This window comes from Nocardioides sp. NPDC047086, from assembly GCF_040643685.1.
Taxonomy (GTDB): Bacteria; Actinomycetota; Actinomycetes; order Propionibacteriales; family Nocardioidaceae; genus Nocardioides.
Genome location: NZ_JBEYUV010000006.1, coordinates 22,584 through 43,255 on the forward strand (window position 1 = coordinate 22,584; position 20,672 = coordinate 43,255).

Sequence of the window (20,672 nt, forward strand, 5' to 3'; positions counted from 1 at the left end):
CGCGTCCTGACCGCAACCGCCGCCGAGTCGGCGCGTTATAACGCGCCGACTCGGCGAGGGATTCAGTCGCGACCGAGCTGGTCCTCGAGGTGGAAGACCTCCTCGAGACGGAGGAAACCCTCGTCGGGAGCCACACCGTCGAGGTCCTCGAAGAACTCCGCCATCTCCGCCTGCCAGCGCGCGTTGACCTCGGTGGCCGCCATCCCGGCCTGAGCAGCCTCGATGGACGGGGTCTCGACGTACCCGATCAGCAGGCCGTCGGGGCGCAGGAACAGCGAGTAGTTGTGCCACCCGGTCTCCGCGAGCGCCTGGAGCATGTCGGGCCAGACGGCGGCGTGGCGCCGTTTGTACTCCTCGATGCGATCGGGCTTGACCTGCAGCTGGAAGCAGACGCGCTCCATGACAACCTCCGATGAAACGATTTAGACACGGACGCTAGTGAGCATGTCCGACATCGGTCAATCCGGGTAGCGTCCTTCCTCGTCACAGCGCCGCCCACGGCCTATGCTGCGATTGAACGTTTCAGGAAGGAGCCCAGGTGGCGATCACCACAGGTGCGGGTTCACCGCGCAGCGCCTCGGTCAAGGATGTCGCGGCCACCGCAGGCGTCTCCCTCGGCACGGTGTCCAACGTGCTCAACCGCCCCGACCGGGTCAGCCGCACGACACGCGAGCGGGTCGAGCGCGCGATGGCCGACCTCGGCTTCGTACGCAACGAGTCGGCGCGCTCGCTGCGCACCGGCAGCACCCAGTCGCTCGCCTACGTCATGCTCGACGCCGGCAACCCGTTCTTCACCGACGTCGCCCGGGGCATCGAGCTGGCCGCCGAGGCGGCCGGTCTCTCGCTGTTCCTGTGCAACAGCGACGGCCGCTCCGCCCGCGAGGGCGCCCACCTGGCCCATCTGCAGCAGCAGCGGGTCCAGGGCATCCTGATCACCCCGGTCGACCCCGACGACCCGCAGCTCGACCAGCTGATCGAGCGCGGCACCCCGGTCGTCATCGTCGACCGCACCCGCGCAGGATCGTCGTTCTGCTCCGTCGCCGTCGACGACGTCCTGGGCGGGCGGCTCGCCGTCGAGCACCTCATCGACGCGGGCCACAAGCGAGTGGCGTACGTCGGCGGGCCGGAGTCGATCGGACAGGTCCGCGACCGCGGCGAGGGCGCCCGGCAGGCCTGGGCCGAGGCCGGGCTGCCGCCCGAGGACCTGGTGGTCCTCTCCTGCGAGGCGCCGACCGTCGCCTGTGGTCGCGCCGCCGGCGAGCGGCTCGTCGGGCTGCCGGCCCGGCGCCGCCCCACCGCGGCGTTCTGCGCCAACGACCTGCTCGCGCTCGGATTGCTCCAGCAGACGATCTCCAGCGGCCGGACCGTGCCCGGCGACCTCGCCATCGTCGGCTACGACGACATCGAGTTCGCCGCCGCCGCGGCCGTGCCGCTCACCTCCGTGCGCCAGCCCCGTCACGACCTCGGCCGCCGCGCCGCCGAGCTGCTCCTCGACGAGGTCGGCGACCCCGCTCACGAGCACGAGCAGGTCGTCTTCACCCCCGAGCTGGTCGCCCGCGCCTCCACCCTCGGCCGCCCCTCCTGACCCCGACCCGGCGCAACTGTCCCGCAGCCGACTCCCGAGTCGGCGCTGATGTCTCACGTATCGGCGCCCACTCGGCGGAGTGAGGAGACGCGGAGCACGGCGTACGTCATCCTCGGATGCCTTAGGCTCCAGGAGCGGAAGCCGAAGGAGAGTCAGTTGGCCGGAGAACGCGCAGCGACGCTGAGCGATGTCGCCCGTGAGGCAGGGGTCTCGCTGGCCACCGCGTCGCGCGCGTTGAACGGGAGCGACCGGGTGGTGCGCCCCGAGCTGCAGGAGCGGGTCCTGGCCGCGGCGAACAAGCTCGGCTACACGCCGAACGCCAACGCCCAGGCGATGGCACGCGGCTCGACCGAGACGGTCGGGCTGCTGGTGAAGGACATCTCCGACCCCTACTTCTCCACCATCGCCGGCGGCCTGGCCGACGAGGCCGAGAAGCACGGCCTGCTGGTGATGCTGTGTAACACCGGCGGCCAGCCCGAGCGCGAGCAGAAGTTCCTGGCCGCGCTGCGTCGCCAGCGCAGCCGGGCGATCGTGCTGGCGGGAAGCGACACGGCCGACGTACGCCACACCAGCGAGGTCGCCGACCTGCTGACGTCCTATCTGGACGGCGGTGGCCGCGCGGCCGCGATCAGCCAGCCGCGACTGCCGGTCGACACCGTCGTGATCGACAACCACGGCGGCGCCAAGGCGCTGGCCGAGCAGCTGGTCGGCCTCGGCTACCGCCGCGCCGCGGTGCTCACCGGCCCCGAGGACCTCCTGGTCTCGGCCGAGCGGCACGCGGGCTTTGCGGAGGGGTGGCTGGAGGCGACCGGCACGGCGCCGGCGTACGTCTCCGACGAGTTCAGCCGCGACGGCGGGCGCCGGGCGATGACCCGGCTGCTCGAGGAGGGCCGGAACGACGGCGCGGAGGTGGACTGCGTCTTCGCGGTCAACGACCTGATGGCGGTCGGCGCTCTCGCCGCCTGCAGGCAGGCCGGCGTCGAGGTGGGACCCGATCTGGCCGTCGCCGGCTTCGACGACATCGCCACGCTGCGCGACGTGACCCCGGGGCTGACCACCGTACGTCTCCCGCTGGCCGAGATCGGCCGGCTGGCGCTCGAGCTCGTCCTCGGCAAGCCGTCGGCGGAACTTCGCAAACGGTCGGTCCACGGCGAGGTCGTGCTGCGGGAGAGCACTCCCCCGCGCTCCTGACCCGGCCCGGCTCGGGAGGTCGGACACCGGCCCGACGGAACACCCTCTTGCGACGGGCGTCACATCTGTCCTACCGTATCGGAAAGCGCTTTCCCCCATCGCTCTCCAGCAGACGAGGAACGATCACATGGCCACACGACGGCTCGGCATCATCATGAACGGCGTCACCGGACGCATGGGCTACCGCCAGCACCTGGTGCGTAGCATCCTGGCGATCCAGGAGCAGGGCGGTGTCGAGCTCTCCGACGGCACCCGGATCCTGCCCGACCCGATCCTGGTCGGACGCAATGCCGAGAAGCTCCAGGACATCGCCAAGGAGCATGGCCTGGACCGTTGGACGACCAACCTCGACGAGGCGCTGGACAACGCCGAGGACACGATCTACTTCGACTCCCAGCTGACCAACGTCCGCGAGAGCGCGATCACCAAGGCGGTCGCGGCCGGCAAGCACGTCTACACCGAGAAGCCGATCGCCGACGACGTCGAGGGCTCCCTGCGCCTGGCCCGCCTGGCGGCCGACGCGGGCGTGAAGAGCGGCGTCGTCCACGACAAGCTCTACCTGCCCGGCCTGCTGAAGCTGCGCCGGCTGGTCGAGTCGGGCTTCTTCGGCCGCATCCTCAGCGTCCGCGGCGAGTTCGGCTACTGGGTCTTCGAGGGCGACCTGCAGCCCGCCCAGCGGCCGAGCTGGAACTACCGCAGGGAGGACGGCGGCGGCATCACCGTCGACATGTTCCCCCACTGGAACTACGTCCTGGAGAACCTCTTCGGCAAGGTCGAGGCCGTCACCGCCAAGGTCGTCACCCACATCCCCGAGCGCTGGGACGAGAAGGGCGCGCGCTATGAGGCGACCGCCGACGACTCCGCCTACGGCATCTTCGAGCTCGAGGGCGGGATCGTCGCCCAGATCAACTCCTCCTGGGCCACCCGGGTCAACCGCGGCGAGCTGGTGGAGTTCCACGTCGACGGCACCCACGGCTCCGCCGTCGCCGGCCTGCACCACTGCGTCACCCAGGACCGCAACCTGACCCCGAAGCCGGTGTGGAACCCCGACCTCGTCGAGTCGATCCAGTTCCGTGACCTGTGGAACGAGGTGCCCGACAACCAGCCCTTCGACAACGGCTTCAAGGCCCAGTGGGAGCAGTTCATCCGCTACGTCGAGGGTGACGGCGAGCACCCCTACGACTTCATGGCAGGGGTCCGCGGGGTGAGGCTCGCCGAGGCCGGGCTCACCTCGTCCGTCGAGGGCCGCCGGATCGAGCTCGGAGAGATCCAGCTGTGACCTCCGTACGACTCCCGCTGCCCGACGGCGGCACCGAGCTCCACACGCTCGCGGCCCCCCGGGAGTGGCCGAAGCCGAGTGCGCCGTTCACCTCCCGCACCGCGTACGCCGCCGCCCACGTCGTGCCCCGCACGCTCGCCGAGAACGTGCCCGGCGCCCCCGCCGACATCGACTGGGACCGCACCCTCGCCTACCGCCACGAGCTGTGGTCCTACGGTCTCGGCGTCGCCGAGGCGATGGACACCGCCCAGCGCGGCATGGGCGTCGACTGGACCGCGGCGGCCGAGCTGATCCGCCGCTCGGCCGCCGAGGCGGCCACCGTCGGTGGCTCCATCGCCTGCGGCGCCGGCACCGACCAGCTCGTCCTGTCCGCCGTCCCCGAAGGCAGGGCCGGCCTGGCCACCGTCATCGACGCCTACCGCGAGCAGATGAAGGTCGTCGCCGGCACCGGCGCGACCACGATCGTGATGGCCTCGCGCGCGCTCGCCCGGGTCGCCCGCGGCGCCGCGGACTACGCCGAGGTCTACGCGACCCTGCTCGACGAGGCCGAGGGCCCGGTGATCCTGCACTGGCTGGGCGACATGTTCGACCCCGCGCTGGCCGGCTACTGGGGCTCCTCCTCGGTCGAGGAGGCGACCGAGACCTTCCTCGAGGTCATCCGTGCCCGCCCCGGCAAGGTCGACGGGGTCAAGGTCTCGCTCCTCGACGCCGAGCACGAGGTCGGGCTGCGCCAGGCACTGCCCGGTGGCGTACGGCTCTACACGGGGGACGACTTCAACTACCCCGAGCTGATCGTCGGCGGAGGCACCGGCGAGGGCGAGTTCTCGCACGCGCTGCTCGGCATCTTCGCCGCGATCTACCCGGCCGCCTCCGCCGCGCTGCAGGCGCTCGACGCCGACGACCCTGACACCGCGCGCCACGTCCTGGAGAGCACCCAGGCGCTCGGCCGGAAGATCTTCGAGGCGCCGACCTACTACTACAAGGCGGGGATCGCGTTCCTGTCCTGGCTGGGCGGCCACCAGCCGGGCTTCTCGATGGCCGGCGGCCTGCACGCCGGTCGCTCGGTGCTCCATCTGGCCGAGGTGTTCCGGCTGGCCGACGCGGCCGGCCTGCTGACCAGCCCCGATCTCGCGGCCGCACGCATGCGCGCCTTCCTCACCGTGCAAGGAGTCGACCAGTGACCGACAGCATCACCGGGCTGGAGCGCCTCTCGCTCAACACCAAGACCACCAACTCCTGGACCCTCGCCGAGGCCGTCGACGGAGCCGCTCGGGCCGGCATCCCCGCCCTGGGGCTGTGGCGCGACCGCGTGCACGAGACCGGCGTGGAGAAGGCCGCCAAGCTCGTACGCGACGCCGGGCTGCGGGTCTCCTCGCTCTGCCGCGGGGGCTTCCTGACGGCAGCCGACGAGGCCGGGATCGCCGGTGCCCTCGACGACAACAAGCGGGCGATCGACGAGGCCGCGACGCTCGGCACCGACGCTCTGGTGATGGTCGTCGGCGGCCTCCCCGACGATGATGTGGACCTGGCCGGTGCCCGGGGGCGCGTCGCCGAGCGGCTGGCCGAGCTCGCCCCCTACGCCCAGGCCGCCGGCGTGAAGCTCGTCCTGGAGGCGCTCCACCCGATGTACGTCGCCGACCGGGCGGTCATCTCCACACTCGGCCAGGCGCTCGACCTGGCCGCGCCACACCCGGTCGACGCGGTCGCGGTCGTCGTCGACACCTTCCACGTCTTCTGGGACCCCGACCTCGCCACCCAGGTAGAGCGCGCCGGCGCGGAGGGCCGGATCGCGGCGTACCAGGTCTGCGACTTCAACCTGCCGATCCCCGCCGACGCGCTGCTGGCGCGCGGGATGATGGGCGACGGGGTCATCGACTTCGCGCCGGTCACCCGGATGGTCGCCGCGACCGGCTACACCGGAGACGTCGAGGTCGAGATCTTCAACGAGACGGTCTGGTCGAGCGACCCCGACGAGGTGCTGGCCACCATGGCGCAGCGCTACCGCGACCTCGTCCTCCCCCACCTGTGATGCCCGGTCGTCCGCTCGTCGTCGTCGCCTGCGACAAGTTCAAGGGCTCCCTGACCGCGCGCGAGGTCGACGAGGCGGTGGCCGCGGGCATCCTCGCTGCGAACCCGGAGGCAGAGGTACGCATCGTGCCCATCGCCGACGGCGGCGACGGCACCGTGGCGGCGCTGGCCGGCGCCGGCTTCGACCTGGTGCCGGTCGAGGTGGCCGGCCCGACCCTCGAGCCGGTGGCGGCGAACTACGCCGTACGCGGCGACCTGGCCGTCGTCGAGCTCGCCGACACCTGCGGGCTGCTGCGGCTTCCCGGGGGCGGGCTCGTCCCGCTGACCGCGTCCTCCCGCGGTCTCGGTGAGGCCGTCCTCGCCGCGCTCGACGGCGGTGCCCGCACCGTCGTCCTCGGGCTGGGCGGCAGCGCCAGCAACGACGGCGGCGCCGGGATGCTCCGGGCGCTCGGTGCACGGCTCCTCGACGCCTCCGGCGCCGAGCTCGCCGAAGGCGGCGCGGCTCTCGGAAGCCTGGCCGAGCTCGATCTCGCCGGCCTCGACCCACGTCTGCGGGTGACCGAGATCGTGGTCGCCTGCGATGTCGACAACCCGCTGCTCGGCCCCCGCGGGGCGGTCGCCACCTTCTCGGCGCAGAAAGGGGCCGGCCCGGAGGATCAGGAGCGGCTCGAGGCAGCCCTCGCGACTTACGCGGCCACGGTCGCCGAGACCACCGGACGCGACCACGCCGAGATCGTCGAGGCGCCCGGCGCCGGGGCGGCCGGCGGCGTCGGGTTCGCCGCCTTCGCGGTGCTCGGCGGCCGGGTCGAGCGCGGCGTCGAGCTGCTGCTCGGCCTGGTGGGCTTCGCCGAGGCGCTCGCGAGTGCCGACCTGGTCGTCACCGGCGAAGGCTCCTTCGATCACCAGACGCTGTCCGGAAAGGCTCCGGTGGGTGTGCTCCAGGCGGCTCGGCGAGCGGGGATCCCGGCGACCGTCGTCTGCGGTCGCACCACCCTCTCCCCCGCCGATGCGGAGCACGCCGGCGCCGCCAGGGTCCACGCCCTCACCGATCTGGAGCCCGACCCCGAGCGCTGCATGCGGAACGCCGCCGAGCTGCTCGCACAGCTCGGCGGCGAACTCGTCTGAGACGTCGCTCGGTCGGGCTCGTCGATCTCGACCCGCCCGTCGTTCCGGCGAGCACGCTCGCCGGAACGGGGCTCGCTCGATCTCCCTTCGACAAGCTCAGGACATCGCCTCGCGTTGCGACCCTGCGACTCCGTCGCAGGGTCGCAGGCTCGGACTCAGAAGTCGAAGTCGTCGATGTTCGACTCGTCGAAGACTGTCGGCTCGCCCAGGACGACTACGCCGTCGGCACCTACGGTGTATTCACCCAGGTCACCGGCCTCGAAGGTGTCGCCCTCCTTGCCCTCGATGTCACCGGAGGCGAGCGCGTCGGCGGTGAAGGCGGCCAGGTAGCCGAGCTGCTCGGGGTCCCACAGCGCGAAGGCCTTGACGGTGCCGTCCTTGACGTACTCCCTCATCTGGTTCGGGGTGCCGAGACCGGTCAGCGCGACCTTGCCCTTGTACTGCGAGTCGGAGAGGTAGCGCGCAGCCGCGGCGATGCCGACCGTGGTGGGGCTGATGATGCCCTTGAGGTTCGGGTGGGACTGCAGCAGGCCCGCGGTCTTGTCGAAGGACGTCTGGTCGTCGTCGTTGCCGTAGACGGTGTCGACGAGCTTGATGTCGGGGTGGCTGGCGGCCAGCTCCTCCTCCATCAGCTTGATCCACTCGTTCTGGTTGGTGGCGTTGGCCGCCGCGGAGAGGATCGCGATCTCGCCCTTGTCGCCGATCTGCTCGGCGATCAGGTCGACCTGGCTCTTGGCGATGCCGGCGGCGTCGGCCTGGCTGACGAAGACGTCGCGGAACTGCGGCTCGGTGTCGGAGTCCATCGTGACGACCTTGGTGCCGGCGTTGCGGGCCTCGTCGAGGGCGTCGCCGATGGCGGTCGGGTCGTTGGCCGAGACGACGAGCGCGCCGGCGCGCTGCTGGGTCGCGGTGTTGATGAAGCTGACCTGGGAGTCGGGGGTCGACTCGGTCGGGCCGACCTGCTTCCACTCGGTGCCGATCTCCTCGGCGGCCTTCTTGCCACCTGTGTCGGAGGCGTCGAAGTAGGGGTTGCCGAGATTCTTCGGGATGAAGGTGATGCTGCTGGTGTCGCCGCCATCCCCGCCATCGCTGCCGCTGCCGCTCCCGCCACCGCAGGCGGACAGGGCGAGGCCGAGGGCCGCAACGATGGCGACGGCACCGCCGGCGCGTCGGAACTTGCTGGTCATGTCTCTCACTCCGATTTCTTTGAGTTCTTCGAGGATGGTTCGTCCGAGCTCTGTTGCCGGCGATAGGTGCCGACGATGCGACCGGTCCAGCCGAGGACGCTGGCCGCGATGACCGCTGCGATGAGGAGTACGCCGGTGATGATCTGGATGAGGTTGGCGCTGAGGCCGTCCAGGCGCAGCGCGCTGCCGATGGCCCCGATCAGGACGACGCCGGCGATGACCCCGGGGATCGCGCCGCGGCCACCGAAGATGGACACCCCACCGAGCAGCACGGCCGCGATGACCTGGAGCTCCATCCCGGTGGCGTTGTCGCCGCGTGCGCTCCCGTAGCGCAGCGTGAAGTAGATGCCCGCCAGCCCCGAGACCAGCCCGCTGAGCGTGAACAGGATCAGCTTCGTACGGTCGACGTTGACGCCGGAGAAGCGGGCCGCGTCCTTGCTGAGACCGGCGGCGAAGATGCCGCGCCCGAAGGGCGTGAAGTGCAGGACCACGGCGAAGATCAGGATCAGGACGACCAGCGGGATCGTCATCATCGGGATCTGGGAGTCGCCGATCCGGGCCTGGACGAGGTCGCCCCAGGCGTCGGGCCAGTCGGTGATCGCGGTGGTGCCGAGCGCGCCGACCGCGATGCCGCGGAAGAGCGCCATGGTGCCGATCGTGACGGCCAGCGAAGGCAGCCCGTAGCGGGTGACGAGCACCCCGTTGAGGGCTCCCGCGACGGCGCAGGCGAGCAGGGCGAGCACCATCGCGGCGACCATCGGGACGCCCTCACGGTGCAGCACCCCGAACAGGACGCTGGAGAGCCCGACGACGCTCGCGACCGAGAGGTCGATCTCGCCGGTGATGATGATCAGCGTCATCGGCAGCGCGATCAGCAGGATCGGCGTGATGTCGAGGACCAGGAAGTAGACCGTGATCGGGTCGGAGAAGTTGAGGATCGCGATCGAGGCGTACGTCCACACGACCACGAGCAGGGCGATGATCGCCGAGTCCCTGGTCATCAGGGTGCGCTGCCACCACGGCTTGGCGTGCGCTGCGTACGTCCTCGTCGGCGTCTTCTCAGAGGCAAGCAGACTCATGATTCTTCCCTCTCCGCGAGGAGCTTGTCGTGCTGACGGCGGGCGAAGTAGCGGTCCAGGACGATCGCGCCGATGATCAGCGCACCGACGACGGCCTGCTGCCAGAAGTCGGGGATGCCCAGGACCGGGAGCGCCCGGTTGATGGTGGTGAGGAGGTACGCCCCCAGGGCCGCCCCGAGGACCGTGCCGCTGCCGCCGAAGATGGCCACGCCACCCACGACCGCGGCGCCGACGGCCTCGAGCTCGATGCCCTGGCCGACACCGGAGCTGATGGTGCCGTAGCGGGAGACGTACAGGATCCCGGCAAGGCCGGCGAGCGCGCCCGAGGTGGCGAACGCCTGCAGGACCCGGCGCTTGTCACGCAGCCCGTAGAGGGTGGCGGCGTCGGGGTCGGAGCCGATCGCGTAGAACTCGCGGCCGACGCGGGTGGAGCGCATCAGGTAGATGGCCACGGCCAGCAGCGCGAACGAGATCCAGGCGAGGTTGGGGATGAAGAGGAACGATCCGGTGCCGAAGTCGAGCAGCCCGGGCGGGATGTCGGAGGCGTTGATCCGGTCGCTGCCGGCCCACTCGAGCATGATCCCGCGGTAGACGTAGAGCGTGCCGAGGGTGATGACCAGCGCCGGCACCTTGGCGAAGGCGACCAGCGCCCCGTTGATCAGGCCGAGCACGGCGCCCGCGGCGACGGCGATCAGGACGACCAGGATCACCGGGAGCCCGGTGTCGAGGAAGAGACGCCCGGCCAGGTAGGCCGTGAGACCGAGGGTCGAGCCGACGCTGAGGTCGACGTTGCGGGTGATGATCACCATCGCCTGGCCGATCGCCAGGCAGACGAGGATCGCGGGGGTCAGGGTGAGGTCGCGCCAGCCGTCCGTGCTGAACAGGAAGTTGGGGTTCACCGCCGTGGTCACGACGAGCAGCGCGATGAAGGCGACGGCGATGCCCGTCTCGCGCTGCTTCAGGAGCCAGGTCAGCCGGCCGGCTGCTCGGTGACGTGGCTGCGGCGCGGCCGGGGCGGGCGCGTCGAGCGTGGTGGTCATGATGCCTCGCTGACGTTCAGGGTGGTGGAGTGGTGGGCCGTCGCCGCGCGCATGACGGCCTCGGGAGTCGCGTCCTCGCGGCTCAGCTCGGCCGTCTGGTGGCCCTCGCTGAGGACGATCACCCGGTCGGCCATACCGAGCACCTCGGGGAGCTCGGAGGAGATCATCAGGATCCCGAGACCCTGCTGCGCGAGGGTCGAGAGCAGGCGGTGGACCTCGGACTTGGTGCCGACGTCGATGCCTCGGGTCGGCTCGTCGATGATCAGCACCTTGGGCCGGGTCGAGAGCCACTTGGCCAGGACGACCTTCTGCTGGTTGCCGCCCGAGAGCGTGCCGGCCAGGGTGTCGAGCGTCGCGGCCTTGACCTCGAGCCGGGCGGCCCAGTCGGCGGCCGAGCGGTTCTCGATGCCGGTGCTGATCAGCCCGGTGCGGGCGAGCCGGCCGCTCGTCGGGAGCGTGATGTTGCGCGAGATCGGCGCGTCCAGGACGAGGCCGTGCTGGCGACGGTCCTCGGGGACGAACGCCAGGCCCATCTCGATCGCCCGTCTCGGGTCACCCGCGGGGACCTGGCGACCCTCGAGGGTGACCTCGCCGCTCTCGTAGGGGTCGACGCCGAAGATCGCCTGGGCGACCTCGCTCCGTCCGGCTCCGACGAGGCCGGCCAGGCCGACGATCTCGCCTTCCCGGACGGTGAGGCTGATGTCCTGGAAGAGGCCGGTGCGGGTGAGGCCCTTGACCTCGAGCAGCGGCTTGCCGACGGTGGCCTCGAGCTTCGGGTAGAGGTCGGAGACCTCGCGCCCGACGAGCCGCTGGACGATCTGGTCCTCGGTGACCGCCGAGATGGGGTCGGTGGAGATGTAGCCGCCGTCGCGCATCACCGTGATGGTGTCGCAGAGCGCGAAGACCTCGTCGAAGCGGTGGGAGATGAAGACCACGGCGCAGCCCTGGTCGCGCAACGTGCGCGCCACGCTCATCAGCCGGTCGACCTCGTTGCCCGAGAGGGCGGCGGTCGGCTCGTCCATGATCAGGACCTTGGCGTCGAGCGAGAGCGCCTTGGCGATCTCGATCAGCTGCTGGTCGGCGATCGAGAGGCCCTCGGTGGGACGGTCGGGCTCGATCGGGACTCCGAGCCTGGCGAAGAGCTCGACGACCTCGGTGCGCATCGCGGCGCGGTCGATCCTGCCCCAGCGATTGGTCGGCTGACGTCCCATGAAGATGTTCTCGGTGACCGAGAGGTCGGGGAAGAGGGTCGGCTCCTGGTAGATGACCGCGACCCCGGCCTGCTTGGCGTCGGCAGTGTTGCGGAAGTCGACCTGTTCCCCGGCCAGCAGGTAGTCGCCGGCGTCGCGGCGGTAGAGCCCGGCGACGATCTTGACCAGGGTCGACTTCCCGGCTCCGTTCTCCCCCACGAGCGCGTGGATGGATCCGGCCTCGACCCGGAGGCTTCCGGAGCGGAGGGCGCGTACGGGGCCGAACGACTTGGCCACGTCCCGCAGCTCCAGTGCGGCGGGTGTGTCCGGCATGGGCAACTCCTCGAATTGAAAGGTTTCAAGTCTGGTTTACGCTAGTGATGGCAATCACATACGTCAACACTCTGAGGCCGCTAATTTGAGCGAGATCCGGACTTTGTCCTCAGACCGCTTCGACGCCCGTCCGCATCCAGGCGGGAATCCCACCGCGTCAGACGGCGTTCAGGACCCCATGCACGCACTCTGGGTATGGGCACATCCGCACGCGTCATCACTCAACGGACGGCTGCGCGAGATCGGCGTGAACGCGCTCGGCGCGGCGGGCTGGAGCGTCGACGAGATCGACCTCTATCGAGAAGGTTTCAATCCACTTCTGGTGGAGCAGGGCCAGGCCGACGTACGCCGCCACCAGGAGCGGCTGCGGGAGGCCGATCTGCTGGTCGTGCAGTTCCCGCTGTGGTGGTATTCGGTGCCGGCCATCCTCAAGGGCTGGATCGACCGGGTCTTCGAGTCGGGGTTCGCCTTCGACGTACCGGACCCGGAGACCGGCAAGCCGCTCAAGTACGGCAAGGGCGGCCTGGTCGGCAAGCGCGCGCTGACCGTGGTCACCGCCGGTGACCGGGCCGCGACCCTCGGGCCGCGCGGGATCAGCGGAGACATCGAGGACGTCCTGTGGCCGCTGCTGCACGGCACGTTCTGGTACACCGGGATGGACCCGCTCCGACCGCACCTGATCACCGACGCCGACACCATCGACGCCCAGGCCGTCGCGCGCGTCGAGGCCGACCTGAGCGTACGTCTCGAGGGTGTGATGACGGAGCCGCGGATCGGCTACCGGCCGATGGCCGAGGAGCACTACGACCACACGATCAGGCTCCACGCTTCGGTCGCGCCCGGGGAGGACGGGCTGAGCGCCCATCGCGAGGGCTGAGGTCGTACCCCGCCCGCGCACGGTCGCCTGCTACGGTCGTGTGGCCAGCCGCTCGGGACGTAGTCCCGGCACGGGAACCCGGTGAGAGTCCGGGACTGACGCGCAGCGGTGTGGGTGACGGACGGGACACTGTGCCACTGGGCCCTCGGGCCTGGGAAGGCGTCTCGCTCCGGTCGATCCCGAGTCCGAAGACCTGCTGGCCCTGCAGCAGACCGCTGCCGGTCAGCACGGGCGACGCGCACCAGCCCGCGACCTGCTCGAGGACCGACGTGCACCTGTCCCGCACCATCCGACCCTTCCTGGCCCGAACGTTCACCGCGAGCACCGTCCTGATGCTCGGCTCCGCGCTCGCCGGCTGCTCCGCCGACCAGCCCGCCGGCGCAGACCGGGCGGCCACCGAGGCCGCGGGCTTCCCGCTCACCCTGACCAACTGCGGGCGTGAGATCACCCTCGAGGCACCGCCCGAGCGTGTCGTCTCGCTCAACCAGGGCACCACCGAGATCCTGCTCTCGCTCGGCCTCGCCGACAAGATGGCCGGCACCGCCAACTGGACCGACCCGGTGCTCGACTCGCTCGCCGCCGACAACGAGGACGTGCCCCGGCTCGCCGAGAACGCGCCCTCCTACGAGCGCGTCCTGGAGGCCGAGCCCGACTTCGTCACCGCCTCCTTCATCAGCACGCTGGGTGAGGGCGGGGTGACCACGCCCGAGGACCTGGAGAAGCTCGGCGTGGGCTCCTACCTCTCCCCCGCCGAGTGCCTCAAGGACAACGAGGGCGACGACGACGGCACCCGCCACGATGTGCTCGAGATCGACACGATCCTCCAGGAGATCACCGACCTGGCGCGGATCTTCGGCGTCCCCGAACGGGGCGAGGAGCTCGTCGCCGACCTGACGCGCCGCCTCGAGGCCGCCGAGAGCAAGGCGCCCGACGACGAGGTGAGCGCGATGTACTGGTTCGCCAACTCCGAGTCGCCCTACCTGGCCGGCTGCTGCGGCGGCCCGGGGATCATCGGCCGCACCCTCGGCATCGAGAACGTCTTCGACGACACCACCGACGAGTGGCCGCAGATCAACTGGGAGACCGTCGCCGAGCGCAACCCCGACGTCATCGTCCTCGGCGACCTGACCCGCAAGAGCCAGACCGCCGAGACCGCCCGCGCGAAGATCGACTACCTGAAGAGCAACCCGGTGACCGCGCAGATGGACGCGGTGAAGAACGACCGCTTCGTGACCCTCTCCGGCGCCGAGCTCAACCCCTCGATCCGCACGGTCTACGCGGTGGAGAACACCGCCGACCAGCTCGCCGACCTCGGCCTCCGCTGATGTCGGTACGCCTCCCCGACCGGCCGAAGCGTCACCCCCGTCGGCCGAGGCGTCAGCCCGGTCGGCCGACCTGGCACGGCCGTGACGGCTCGGCCGACGTACGTGACGGCTCGGGCGACGGGGGTGACGGCTCGGGCGACGGGGGTGACGGCTCGGCGATCGGGGTCGCCGGGGTCCTGCTGTGCGTCGCTCCCCTGGCGGTGCTGGCCTCGGTCGCAGGTGCCATCACCGTCGGGCCCTCGGACCTGGGCGTCGCCGATGTCTACGGCGTGGTCGCCGACCGGGTGGGCCTCGGCTCCTCCGACCTCACTCTGCTGCAGCAGAGCATCGTGTGGGACCTGCGGCTGCCGCGTACGTTGCTGGCCGGGATCTGCGGGGCTGGGCTGGCCATCTGCGGGGTGATCCTGCAGTCGCTGCTGCGTAACCCGCTCGCCGACCCGTTCGTGCTCGGCATCTCCTCGGGTGCCTCCACCGGGGCGGTCGCGGTCGTCGTGCTCGGCATCGGGTCGGGCGCGATCGGCCTCTCGACCGGGGCGTTCGCGGGCGCGCTCGTCTCGTTCGCGCTGGTGCTGCTGCTCGCCTCGCTCGCCGGCGGCACCACCGACCGGCTCGTGCTCGCCGGCATCGCCGCCACCCAGCTCTTCTCCGCGCTCACCTCGTTCATCGTGTTCACCGCGGCCGACGCCGAGCAGACGCGCGGGGTGCTCTTCTGGCTGCTCGGGTCGCTCTCCTCGGCGAGTTGGACCGACGTGCTCGTCTGCGGGGTGATCGTGCTCGGCGGGCTGCTCTGCTGTGTCGCGGGCGCCGGATGGCTGGACGCGTTCGCGTTCGGCAACGACGCGGCGGCCTCGCTCGGCGTCGACGTCACCCGCATCCGGGTCGTACTCCTCGTGCTCACGGCACTGATGACGGCCGTCATCGTCTCCACGTCCGGGGCGATCGGCTTCGTCGGACTGGTGCTGCCGCACCTGGCTCGCGCGCTGGTCGGAGTCGGACACCGGCTGCTGCTCCCGGCCACCGCGCTGCTCGGCGCGATCTTCCTGATCTGGGTCGACACCGCGGCCCGGACGGTGATCGACCCCGAAGAGCTCCCGGTCGGGGTGGCCACCGCGCTGGTCGGGGTGCCGGCCTTCGCGCTGGTGCTGATGAGGGCACGCCGATGACGGCGCTCGAGGCCGGCCGGGTCCGCTGGGCACCCCGTGGCCGGATCGTCGTCGACGACGTGTCCCTCCGGGTCGAGGACGGCACCACCGTCGGGCTGCTCGGCCCCAACGGGTCCGGGAAGTCCTCACTGATCCGCATCCTCGCCGGGCTCCGGCCGCCGTCCTCCGGAGACGTAAGCCTCGACGGCCGCCCGCTCACCGGCATGTCCCGGCGCCGCCTCGCACGGCGGCTGGCGGTCGTGGAGCAGGAGCCGGCGACCAGCCAGGACCTCCGCGTCCGCGACGTCGTCGCCCTCGGCCGGGTCCCCCACCGCCCGGCCTGGGCACCCGACAGCGCCGAGGACCGAACAGTCATCGAGGAGGCCGCCGCCCACGCCGGCATCGCCGACCGCCTCGACCAGCGCTTCTCGACCCTGTCGGGCGGCGAGCGGCAACGTACGCAGATCGCGCGAGCGCTCGCCCAGGAGCCGGAGATCCTGCTCCTGGACGAGCCGACCAACCACCTCGACGTACGTCACCAGCTCGCCCTGCTCGCACTGGTCCGCCGGATGCCCACGACCTGCCTCGTCGCACTGCACGACCTCAACCTCGCCGCCACCTACTGCGACCAGGTCTTCGTGCTCTCGGAAGGCCGCGTCGTGGCCGGCGGCCCGCCCGCACAGGTGCTCACCGAGACCCTCATCTCCGAGGTCTACGGCGTGCGGGCCCGGGTGCACCACGACGACGGCGTCGTCATCCGTTTCCTCGGCCCGGCGTGATGGATAGCCGGGCCGAAGCGGCCTGCTATCGGACCGCTCCGGCAAGTACGAGAGCAAACTTCTGGTTCAGTGAGCCGAACACCGTTTCTCGGACGGAGAACCCGTGAAGACAACCGGTATCGCCGCTGCGCTGGTCACCGTCGCGCTCTTCACGACCGCGTGCGGCGGCAGCGATGACAACGGAGGCAACGCCGACCGCGACTCGTCGGGCGGCGGCGGCTTCAGCGCGACGGACTGAGCGGCGTACGACGAATGCTCCGACGCCACCTGCGAGGTACTCGTCGAGAAGGGCACCGAGATCGAGCTCGACCCGGACCTCGCCTGGGAAGGCACCCCGGGCCTGGACACCGGCGGCTGGGAACGGCTCACCGTCACCGACGTGAGCCCGACCGGCGTAGGGCTGACGCTCTCGGCAGCGGGGAACTCGAGCACCGGCGGCCTGGCCACGATCATTCCGGTCGGCGACAGCAAGGCCTACTACCTCAAGGGCATGACCGCGAAGGTTCTCGACGCCTCCGAGGAGCAGGCCGTGCTGTCGCTCAACTGGTCCGGCTCCTGAACGGAACCGGTTCGCTCAGAGCTGGGAGTCGTAGACGCGTACGTAGTCCACGACCATGCTCTGCGGGAACTGGGTCGTGCCGTCGGGGTTTCCGGGCCAGTTGCCGCCGACCGCGACGTTGAGGATGAAGAAGAACGGCTGGTCGAAGACCCAGGGGTTGGCTCCGGTGTTGGCCGTGGTGAAGGTCTGGTAGGCGACGCCGTCGACGGACCAGGTGATCGAGCCGGGCTGCCAGTCGATGGCGAAGGTGTGGAAGGTGTCGGCGAAGGACCAGCCCTGCGGGTGCATGTACTGACCGGTGATGCCGTTGCCGCCGGAGTATCCCGGACCGTGCAGGGTTCCGTGGACCAGATGGGGCTCGTAGCCGACGTTCTCCATGATGTCGATCTCACCGGCGTTCGGCCACGGCGTGTTCGGGAACTGGCCGCCCAGCATCCAGAACGCCGGCCAGATCCCCTGGCCGCGCGGGATCTGGATCCGCGCCTCCAGGCGCCCGAACTTCGGCTGCACCTTGCCCTTGGTGGTGAGCCGGGCCGAGGTATAGCCGCTCCCGCTCTGCCGGGCGGTGATGACCAGGTTGCCGTTGCCGTCGAGCGCGGAGTTGTCGCGGGAGTCGGTGTAGGTCTGCAGCTCGTTGTTGCCCCAGCCCCCGCCGCCGGTCTCGAAGTTCCAGTTGGCGCCGTTGGGGGCGCTGCCGGCGGGCCCGTCGAACTCGTCGGACCAGGTGAGGGCAGCGGCCTCGACCTCTCCGGCCCGGGTTGCACCGCCGGCCTGGGTGTCGGGCACCGCGGCCGGCGCGGCCAGCGGGGCGACCAGGACGAGAGCCAGAGCGGCGGTCGCCGTGAGTGTGGTGCGGATGGTGCGGATCCTCGAGCTACGCATCGAACGCTCCTTCATGGGGGTTAACTGTAAGGCGACCTTACTGTTATTTGCCGTTCGGTGGAACGGAAACGCCGGGCGACGTCCGGTCACCGCGAGAACACGCTCGATGCGCTCTAATTGGTCCCCGGAGCGGGGCCATCGGGGGCTCCGCAGGTGAGGTGATCGCATTGGCACGGGATCCGTACAGGCCACGGACGCCGATCATCGGCATGACGATGGTGTTCCTCGCGTTGGCGATCGTCGGGGTGACGGCGTACCTGCACCTCGGCTGGTGGTCGCTGCTCGGCTACGCCGCAGCGGCGGTCGTCGCCGTGGTCGGCGGATGGCTGCTGTTCAAGGACGTGCCCGAGCCACCGCACTCCGGACCGGGAGCGAGCCGATGACCGACACCGACGACCAGACCGGCAGCCAGGCCAGCGGCCTGACGGACGAGGACGAGGGCTACCACAAGAGCCTCAGCCCGCGGCAGCTGCAGATGATCGCGATCGGCGGCGCCATCGGCACCGGGCTGTTCCTGGGGGCAGGCGGCCGCCTCCACGAGGCCGGGCCGGGCCTCTTCCTCGTCTACGCCCTGTGCGGAGTGTTCGTCTTCCTCATCCTGCGCGCGCTCGGCGAGCTCGTGCTGCACCGGCCCTCGTCGGGATCGTTCGTCTCCTACGCGCGCGAGTTCCTGGGCGAGCCGGCCGCGTTCGCCGCCGGCTGGATGTACTTCCTGAACTGGGCGATGACCTCCATCGTCGACGTCACCGCGATCGCGACGTACATGCACTTCTGGGGCACCTTCGAGGTCGTCCCGCAATGGGTGATCGCGCTCGTCGCGCTCGCGGTCGTGCTCTCGATGAACCTGATCTCGGTCAAGCTCTTCGGCGAGCTGGAGTTCTGGGCGGCGCTCATCAAGGTGGTCGCGCTGCTGGCCTTCCTCGTGCTCGGGATGATCGTGCTCGCCGGCGGCGAGGACCTCAACGGCCAGGAGACCGGCATCGGCATGGTCATCGACAACGGCGGGCTGTTCCCCGTCGGCGTGCTGCCGCTGGTCATCGTCATCTCGGGCGTCGTCTTCGCGTACGCAGCGGTCGAGCTCGTCGGCACCGCCGCCGGCGAGACCGCCGAGCCGGCGAAGATCATGCCCCGGGCGATCAACTCCGTCATCGCGCGCATCGCGGTGTTCTACGTGGGCTCGCTGGTGCTGCTGGCACTGCTGCTGCCCTACACGTCCTACCGGGCCGACGAGAGCCCGTTCGTGACGTTCTTCGACCAGCTGGGGATCGCGAACTCCGGCACGATCATGAACCTCGTCGTTCTGACCGCGGCACTCTCCTCGCTCAACGCCGGCCTCTACTCCACCGGGCGCATCCTGCGGTCGATGGCGATGAGCGGGAGCGCGCCCACCTTCACCGCCCGGATGTCGAGGAACGGGGTGCCGTTCGGCGGGATCCTGCTCACCGGCAGCATCACGCTCCTCGGTGTCGGCCTCAACGCGATCGTGCCGGGCCAGGCGTTCGAGATCGTGCTGAACATGTCGGCGCTCGGCATCATCGCGTCCTGGGCGACCATCGTGATCTGCCAGATCCAGCTCTACCGGCGGTGGAAGAAGGGCCTGATGTACCGGCCCGACTTCCGGCTGTGGGGATCACCGTGGACCGGCTACGCCACGCTCGTGTTCCTCGCCACCGTGCTCGTCCTGATGGGCTTCGACTACCCGATCGGCACCTGGACGGTCGCGACCCTGGTCATCATCATCCCCGCGCTGATGATCGGCTGGCGGCTCGTCCGCGACCGCGTCCAGCAGATCGCCCTCGACCGCGAGGGCTACACCGGCGCGATCCCGATCAGGGCGGAGCGTCCGATCTCCGACGATGACGACGAGCCGAGCAGCTGACTCTCGTGCTCAGGCGACGGGACCCTCGCCGAGCGTGACGGTGGCGGTGTGGGCCGCCCCCGTGGCATCGGTCCACCCGACCGAGATCTCGTCGCCGGGCTCGTGGCTGTCGAGGACCGAGGTGATGTCCTCGATGCTGGCCACCGCGGTCCCGCCGACGGAGGAGATCGTGCTGCCCTCGGCGATCCCGGCGGACGCGGCCGCACCGTCCTCGACGACACCGACGACCAGCGTCGACCTGGTCGTGTCGACCTGCACCCCGAGCGCGGCGGCCGAGCCACCGATCTCGACGTCGCCCGACTCCTCGCCGGCCAGGATCTGGGCGGCGATGTCGAGCACGGTGTCGATCGGGATGGCGTAGCCGGAGATCTCCGCCGAGCCCGAGGTTGCGGCGACGTTCATCCCGATGACCTCGCCGTCCTCGTCGAGCAGGGCGCCGCCCGAGTCTCCGGAGACGACGTCGGCGTCCGTCTCGATCAGGTCGCTGAACGCGGCCGTGGTCCCGTCCTCGTTGTCGACGGTGATCGCGGTGCTCGGGTCGGTGACCGTGCCGTCCGCGGCCGAGAGCGAGCCCTGGCCCTCGGCGTTGCCCACCGAGGTGACCTGCTCGCCCTGGGTGGCGGCGTCCCGGTCGGTCGCGACCGTCGAGAGCCCCGAGGCGTCCTCCAGCTGCAGCACCGCGACGTCATGGAGGTCGTCGTAGCCGAGGACCTTCGCGGCGTACGTCTCCTCCGTGCTCGGATCCGTCACGGTGATCGAGGTGGCACCCTCGACGACGTGGTGGTTGGTCACCACGATCCCGTCGCCCGTGATCGTGAGCCCCGTGCCCGCGCCCTGCGCGGTGCCGTAGCCGACCGTGGTGTTGATCAGCACGACGCCGGTCGACTCTGTCTCGGTCGCGGGCTCGGAGTCGACCGTGGCGGTCGAGGTGCCGAGACCGCGCTGGTAGGGATCCGCGGTCCCACCGTAGCCGTAGCCGCCGCTGATCCCGCCCTGGTAGCTGTCTCCTCCGTAGGTCCCGAGGGAGCCGGAAACAGACCCCGGGCTCGACTCGGCGACGTACGTCCTGCTGGCGACCGCCGCCACGGCGAGGGCAGGCGTGGCGACCGGGATCGCGACGAGCGGGATCGCCGCGACGGCGAGCAGTGAACGGCGGATACGACGAGAACGGGACATCGGGTGCTCCTTGAGG

General features: G+C 70.6%; 21 protein-coding genes and 1 riboswitch. Of the genes, 14 read left to right on the plus strand and 7 right to left on the minus strand.

What is annotated here, in order from left to right:
• Window positions 1–62: 62 nt before the first annotated feature.
• Complete coding sequence (locus tag ABZ796_RS06510; RefSeq protein ID WP_357335541.1) at window positions 63–401, minus strand: L-rhamnose mutarotase; 339 nt, start codon at window positions 399–401, stop codon at window positions 63–65.
• A 137-nt stretch (window positions 402–538) separates the two neighbouring features.
• Between ABZ796_RS06510 and ABZ796_RS06515 the strand changes: the two genes are divergently transcribed.
• From ABZ796_RS06515 to ABZ796_RS06540, 6 genes are all read left to right on the plus strand, one after another.
• Window positions 539–1,585 carry a LacI family DNA-binding transcriptional regulator gene (locus ABZ796_RS06515; protein WP_357335542.1) on the plus strand — a complete coding sequence of 349 codons (1,047 nt, stop codon included), beginning with the start codon at window positions 539–541 and terminating at the stop codon, window positions 1,583–1,585.
• Between the two features lie 156 nt (window positions 1,586–1,741).
• Window positions 1,742–2,776 (plus strand): LacI family DNA-binding transcriptional regulator, encoded by a 1,035-nt coding sequence (locus tag ABZ796_RS06520; protein WP_357335544.1) that lies wholly within the window; start codon window positions 1,742–1,744, stop codon window positions 2,774–2,776.
• A gap of 127 nt (window positions 2,777–2,903) precedes the next feature.
• Complete coding sequence (locus tag ABZ796_RS06525; protein ID WP_357335546.1) at window positions 2,904–4,055, plus strand: Gfo/Idh/MocA family oxidoreductase; 1,152 nt, start codon at window positions 2,904–2,906, stop codon at window positions 4,053–4,055.
• Window positions 4,052–5,236 carry a dihydrodipicolinate synthase family protein gene (locus tag ABZ796_RS06530; protein WP_357335547.1) on the plus strand — a complete coding sequence of 395 codons (1,185 nt, stop codon included), beginning with the start codon at window positions 4,052–4,054 and terminating at the stop codon, window positions 5,234–5,236. The genes ABZ796_RS06525 and ABZ796_RS06530 overlap by 4 nt, the downstream gene beginning before the upstream one ends.
• On the plus strand, window positions 5,233–6,084 hold the full coding sequence (locus tag ABZ796_RS06535) for a sugar phosphate isomerase/epimerase family protein (RefSeq protein WP_357335549.1): 852 nt from the start codon (window positions 5,233–5,235) through the stop codon (window positions 6,082–6,084). Before ABZ796_RS06530 ends, ABZ796_RS06535 begins: the two co-directional genes overlap by 4 nt.
• Window positions 6,084–7,208 carry a glycerate kinase gene (locus ABZ796_RS06540; RefSeq protein ID WP_357335551.1) on the plus strand — a complete coding sequence of 375 codons (1,125 nt, stop codon included), beginning with the start codon at window positions 6,084–6,086 and terminating at the stop codon, window positions 7,206–7,208. The genes ABZ796_RS06535 and ABZ796_RS06540 overlap by 1 nt, the downstream gene beginning before the upstream one ends.
• A gap of 155 nt (window positions 7,209–7,363) precedes the next feature.
• Here the strand turns inward: ABZ796_RS06540 and rhaS are convergent, their stop codons facing one another.
• The 4 genes from rhaS to ABZ796_RS06560 are packed head-to-tail and all read right to left on the minus strand — an operon-like array spanning window position 7,364 to window position 12,037.
• Window positions 7,364–8,395, minus strand: coding sequence for a rhamnose ABC transporter substrate-binding protein (gene rhaS / locus ABZ796_RS06545; RefSeq protein ID WP_357335552.1), 1,032 nt, complete (start codon window positions 8,393–8,395; stop codon window positions 7,364–7,366).
• Between the two features lie 5 nt (window positions 8,396–8,400).
• The gene (locus ABZ796_RS06550; RefSeq protein ID WP_357335554.1) at window positions 8,401–9,474 is read right to left on the minus strand and encodes an ABC transporter permease; all 1,074 of its coding nucleotides are present in this window, start codon (window positions 9,472–9,474) and stop codon (window positions 8,401–8,403) included.
• Complete coding sequence (locus tag ABZ796_RS06555) at window positions 9,471–10,514, minus strand: ABC transporter permease (protein WP_357335555.1); 1,044 nt, start codon at window positions 10,512–10,514, stop codon at window positions 9,471–9,473. The genes ABZ796_RS06550 and ABZ796_RS06555 overlap by 4 nt, the downstream gene beginning before the upstream one ends.
• Window positions 10,511–12,037: a sugar ABC transporter ATP-binding protein gene (locus tag ABZ796_RS06560; RefSeq protein ID WP_357335556.1), complete on the minus strand. Its 1,527-nt coding sequence runs from the start codon at window positions 12,035–12,037 to the stop codon at window positions 10,511–10,513. The genes ABZ796_RS06555 and ABZ796_RS06560 overlap by 4 nt, the downstream gene beginning before the upstream one ends.
• Window positions 12,038–12,215: 178 nt before the next feature.
• Here ABZ796_RS06560 and ABZ796_RS06565 point away from each other — a divergent pair, with 178 nt between their 5' ends.
• The 6 genes from ABZ796_RS06565 to ABZ796_RS06590 all read left to right on the plus strand — a co-directional run bounded on the left by ABZ796_RS06565 (window position 12,216) and on the right by ABZ796_RS06590 (window position 16,719).
• Window positions 12,216–12,914 (plus strand): NAD(P)H-dependent oxidoreductase, encoded by a 699-nt coding sequence (locus ABZ796_RS06565; RefSeq protein WP_357335558.1) that lies wholly within the window; start codon window positions 12,216–12,218, stop codon window positions 12,912–12,914.
• A gap of 28 nt (window positions 12,915–12,942) precedes the next feature.
• Window positions 12,943–13,130, plus strand: a riboswitch (cobalamin riboswitch).
• Between the two features lie 53 nt (window positions 13,131–13,183).
• Entirely contained in the window at window positions 13,184–14,239 is a 1,056-nt protein-coding gene (locus ABZ796_RS06570; protein WP_357335559.1) for an ABC transporter substrate-binding protein, read from the plus strand.
• The gene (locus ABZ796_RS06575; protein WP_357335561.1) at window positions 14,239–15,402 is read left to right on the plus strand and encodes an iron chelate uptake ABC transporter family permease subunit; all 1,164 of its coding nucleotides are present in this window, start codon (window positions 14,239–14,241) and stop codon (window positions 15,400–15,402) included. Before ABZ796_RS06570 ends, ABZ796_RS06575 begins: the two co-directional genes overlap by 1 nt.
• On the plus strand, window positions 15,399–16,160 hold the full coding sequence (locus ABZ796_RS06580; protein ID WP_357335562.1) for an ABC transporter ATP-binding protein: 762 nt from the start codon (window positions 15,399–15,401) through the stop codon (window positions 16,158–16,160). The genes ABZ796_RS06575 and ABZ796_RS06580 overlap by 4 nt, the downstream gene beginning before the upstream one ends.
• 103 nt (window positions 16,161–16,263) lie before the next feature.
• Window positions 16,264–16,398 (plus strand): hypothetical protein, encoded by a 135-nt coding sequence (locus tag ABZ796_RS06585; RefSeq protein WP_357335564.1) that lies wholly within the window; start codon window positions 16,264–16,266, stop codon window positions 16,396–16,398.
• Between the two features lie 141 nt (window positions 16,399–16,539).
• Window positions 16,540–16,719: a hypothetical protein gene (locus ABZ796_RS06590; RefSeq protein ID WP_357335565.1), complete on the plus strand. Its 180-nt coding sequence runs from the start codon at window positions 16,540–16,542 to the stop codon at window positions 16,717–16,719.
• Window positions 16,720–16,734: 15 nt separating this feature from the next.
• Here the strand turns inward: ABZ796_RS06590 and ABZ796_RS06595 are convergent, their stop codons facing one another.
• Window positions 16,735–17,601 carry a glycoside hydrolase family 16 protein gene (locus ABZ796_RS06595; protein ID WP_357335567.1) on the minus strand — a complete coding sequence of 289 codons (867 nt, stop codon included), beginning with the start codon at window positions 17,599–17,601 and terminating at the stop codon, window positions 16,735–16,737.
• Window positions 17,602–17,759: 158 nt separating this feature from the next.
• Here ABZ796_RS06595 and ABZ796_RS06600 point away from each other — a divergent pair, with 158 nt between their 5' ends.
• A complete protein-coding gene (locus ABZ796_RS06600; protein WP_357335569.1) occupies window positions 17,760–17,984 on the plus strand; it encodes a hypothetical protein in 225 nt (74 codons plus the stop codon).
• Window positions 17,981–19,480, plus strand: coding sequence for an amino acid permease (locus ABZ796_RS06605; RefSeq protein ID WP_357335570.1), 1,500 nt, complete (start codon window positions 17,981–17,983; stop codon window positions 19,478–19,480). The genes ABZ796_RS06600 and ABZ796_RS06605 overlap by 4 nt, the downstream gene beginning before the upstream one ends.
• 9 nt (window positions 19,481–19,489) lie before the next feature.
• On the opposite strand, the gene ABZ796_RS06610 is transcribed toward ABZ796_RS06605, so the two are convergent.
• Window positions 19,490–20,656 carry a trypsin-like peptidase domain-containing protein gene (locus ABZ796_RS06610; protein WP_357335572.1) on the minus strand — a complete coding sequence of 389 codons (1,167 nt, stop codon included), beginning with the start codon at window positions 20,654–20,656 and terminating at the stop codon, window positions 19,490–19,492.
• Between the last annotated feature and the right edge of the window lie 16 nt (window positions 20,657–20,672).

Bases quoted from the DNA above. Each gene is read 5' to 3' on its own strand.
- ABZ796_RS06550 (WP_357335554.1), bottom strand. From the start codon at position 9,474: ATGAGTCTGCTTGCCTCTGAGAAGACGCCGACGAGGACGTACGCAGCG.
- ABZ796_RS06540 (WP_357335551.1), top strand. From the start codon at position 6,084: ATGCCCGGTCGTCCGCTCGTCGTCGTCGCCTGCGACAAGTTCAAGGGC.
- ABZ796_RS06610 (WP_357335572.1), bottom strand. From the start codon at position 20,656: ATGTCCCGTTCTCGTCGTATCCGCCGTTCACTGCTCGCCGTCGCGGCG.
- ABZ796_RS06580 (WP_357335562.1), top strand. From the start codon at position 15,399: ATGACGGCGCTCGAGGCCGGCCGGGTCCGCTGGGCACCCCGTGGCCGG.
- ABZ796_RS06510 (WP_357335541.1), bottom strand. From the start codon at position 401: ATGGAGCGCGTCTGCTTCCAGCTGCAGGTCAAGCCCGATCGCATCGAG.
- ABZ796_RS06575 (WP_357335561.1), top strand. From the start codon at position 14,239: ATGTCGGTACGCCTCCCCGACCGGCCGAAGCGTCACCCCCGTCGGCCG.
- ABZ796_RS06595 (WP_357335567.1), bottom strand. From the start codon at position 17,601: ATGCGTAGCTCGAGGATCCGCACCATCCGCACCACACTCACGGCGACC.
- rhaS (WP_357335552.1), bottom strand. From the start codon at position 8,395: ATGACCAGCAAGTTCCGACGCGCCGGCGGTGCCGTCGCCATCGTTGCG.
- ABZ796_RS06555 (WP_357335555.1), bottom strand. From the start codon at position 10,514: ATGACCACCACGCTCGACGCGCCCGCCCCGGCCGCGCCGCAGCCACGT.
- ABZ796_RS06525 (WP_357335546.1), top strand. From the start codon at position 2,904: ATGGCCACACGACGGCTCGGCATCATCATGAACGGCGTCACCGGACGC.
- ABZ796_RS06560 (WP_357335556.1), bottom strand. From the start codon at position 12,037: ATGCCGGACACACCCGCCGCACTGGAGCTGCGGGACGTGGCCAAGTCG.
- ABZ796_RS06605 (WP_357335570.1), top strand. From the start codon at position 17,981: ATGACCGACACCGACGACCAGACCGGCAGCCAGGCCAGCGGCCTGACG.
- ABZ796_RS06565 (WP_357335558.1), top strand. From the start codon at position 12,216: ATGCACGCACTCTGGGTATGGGCACATCCGCACGCGTCATCACTCAAC.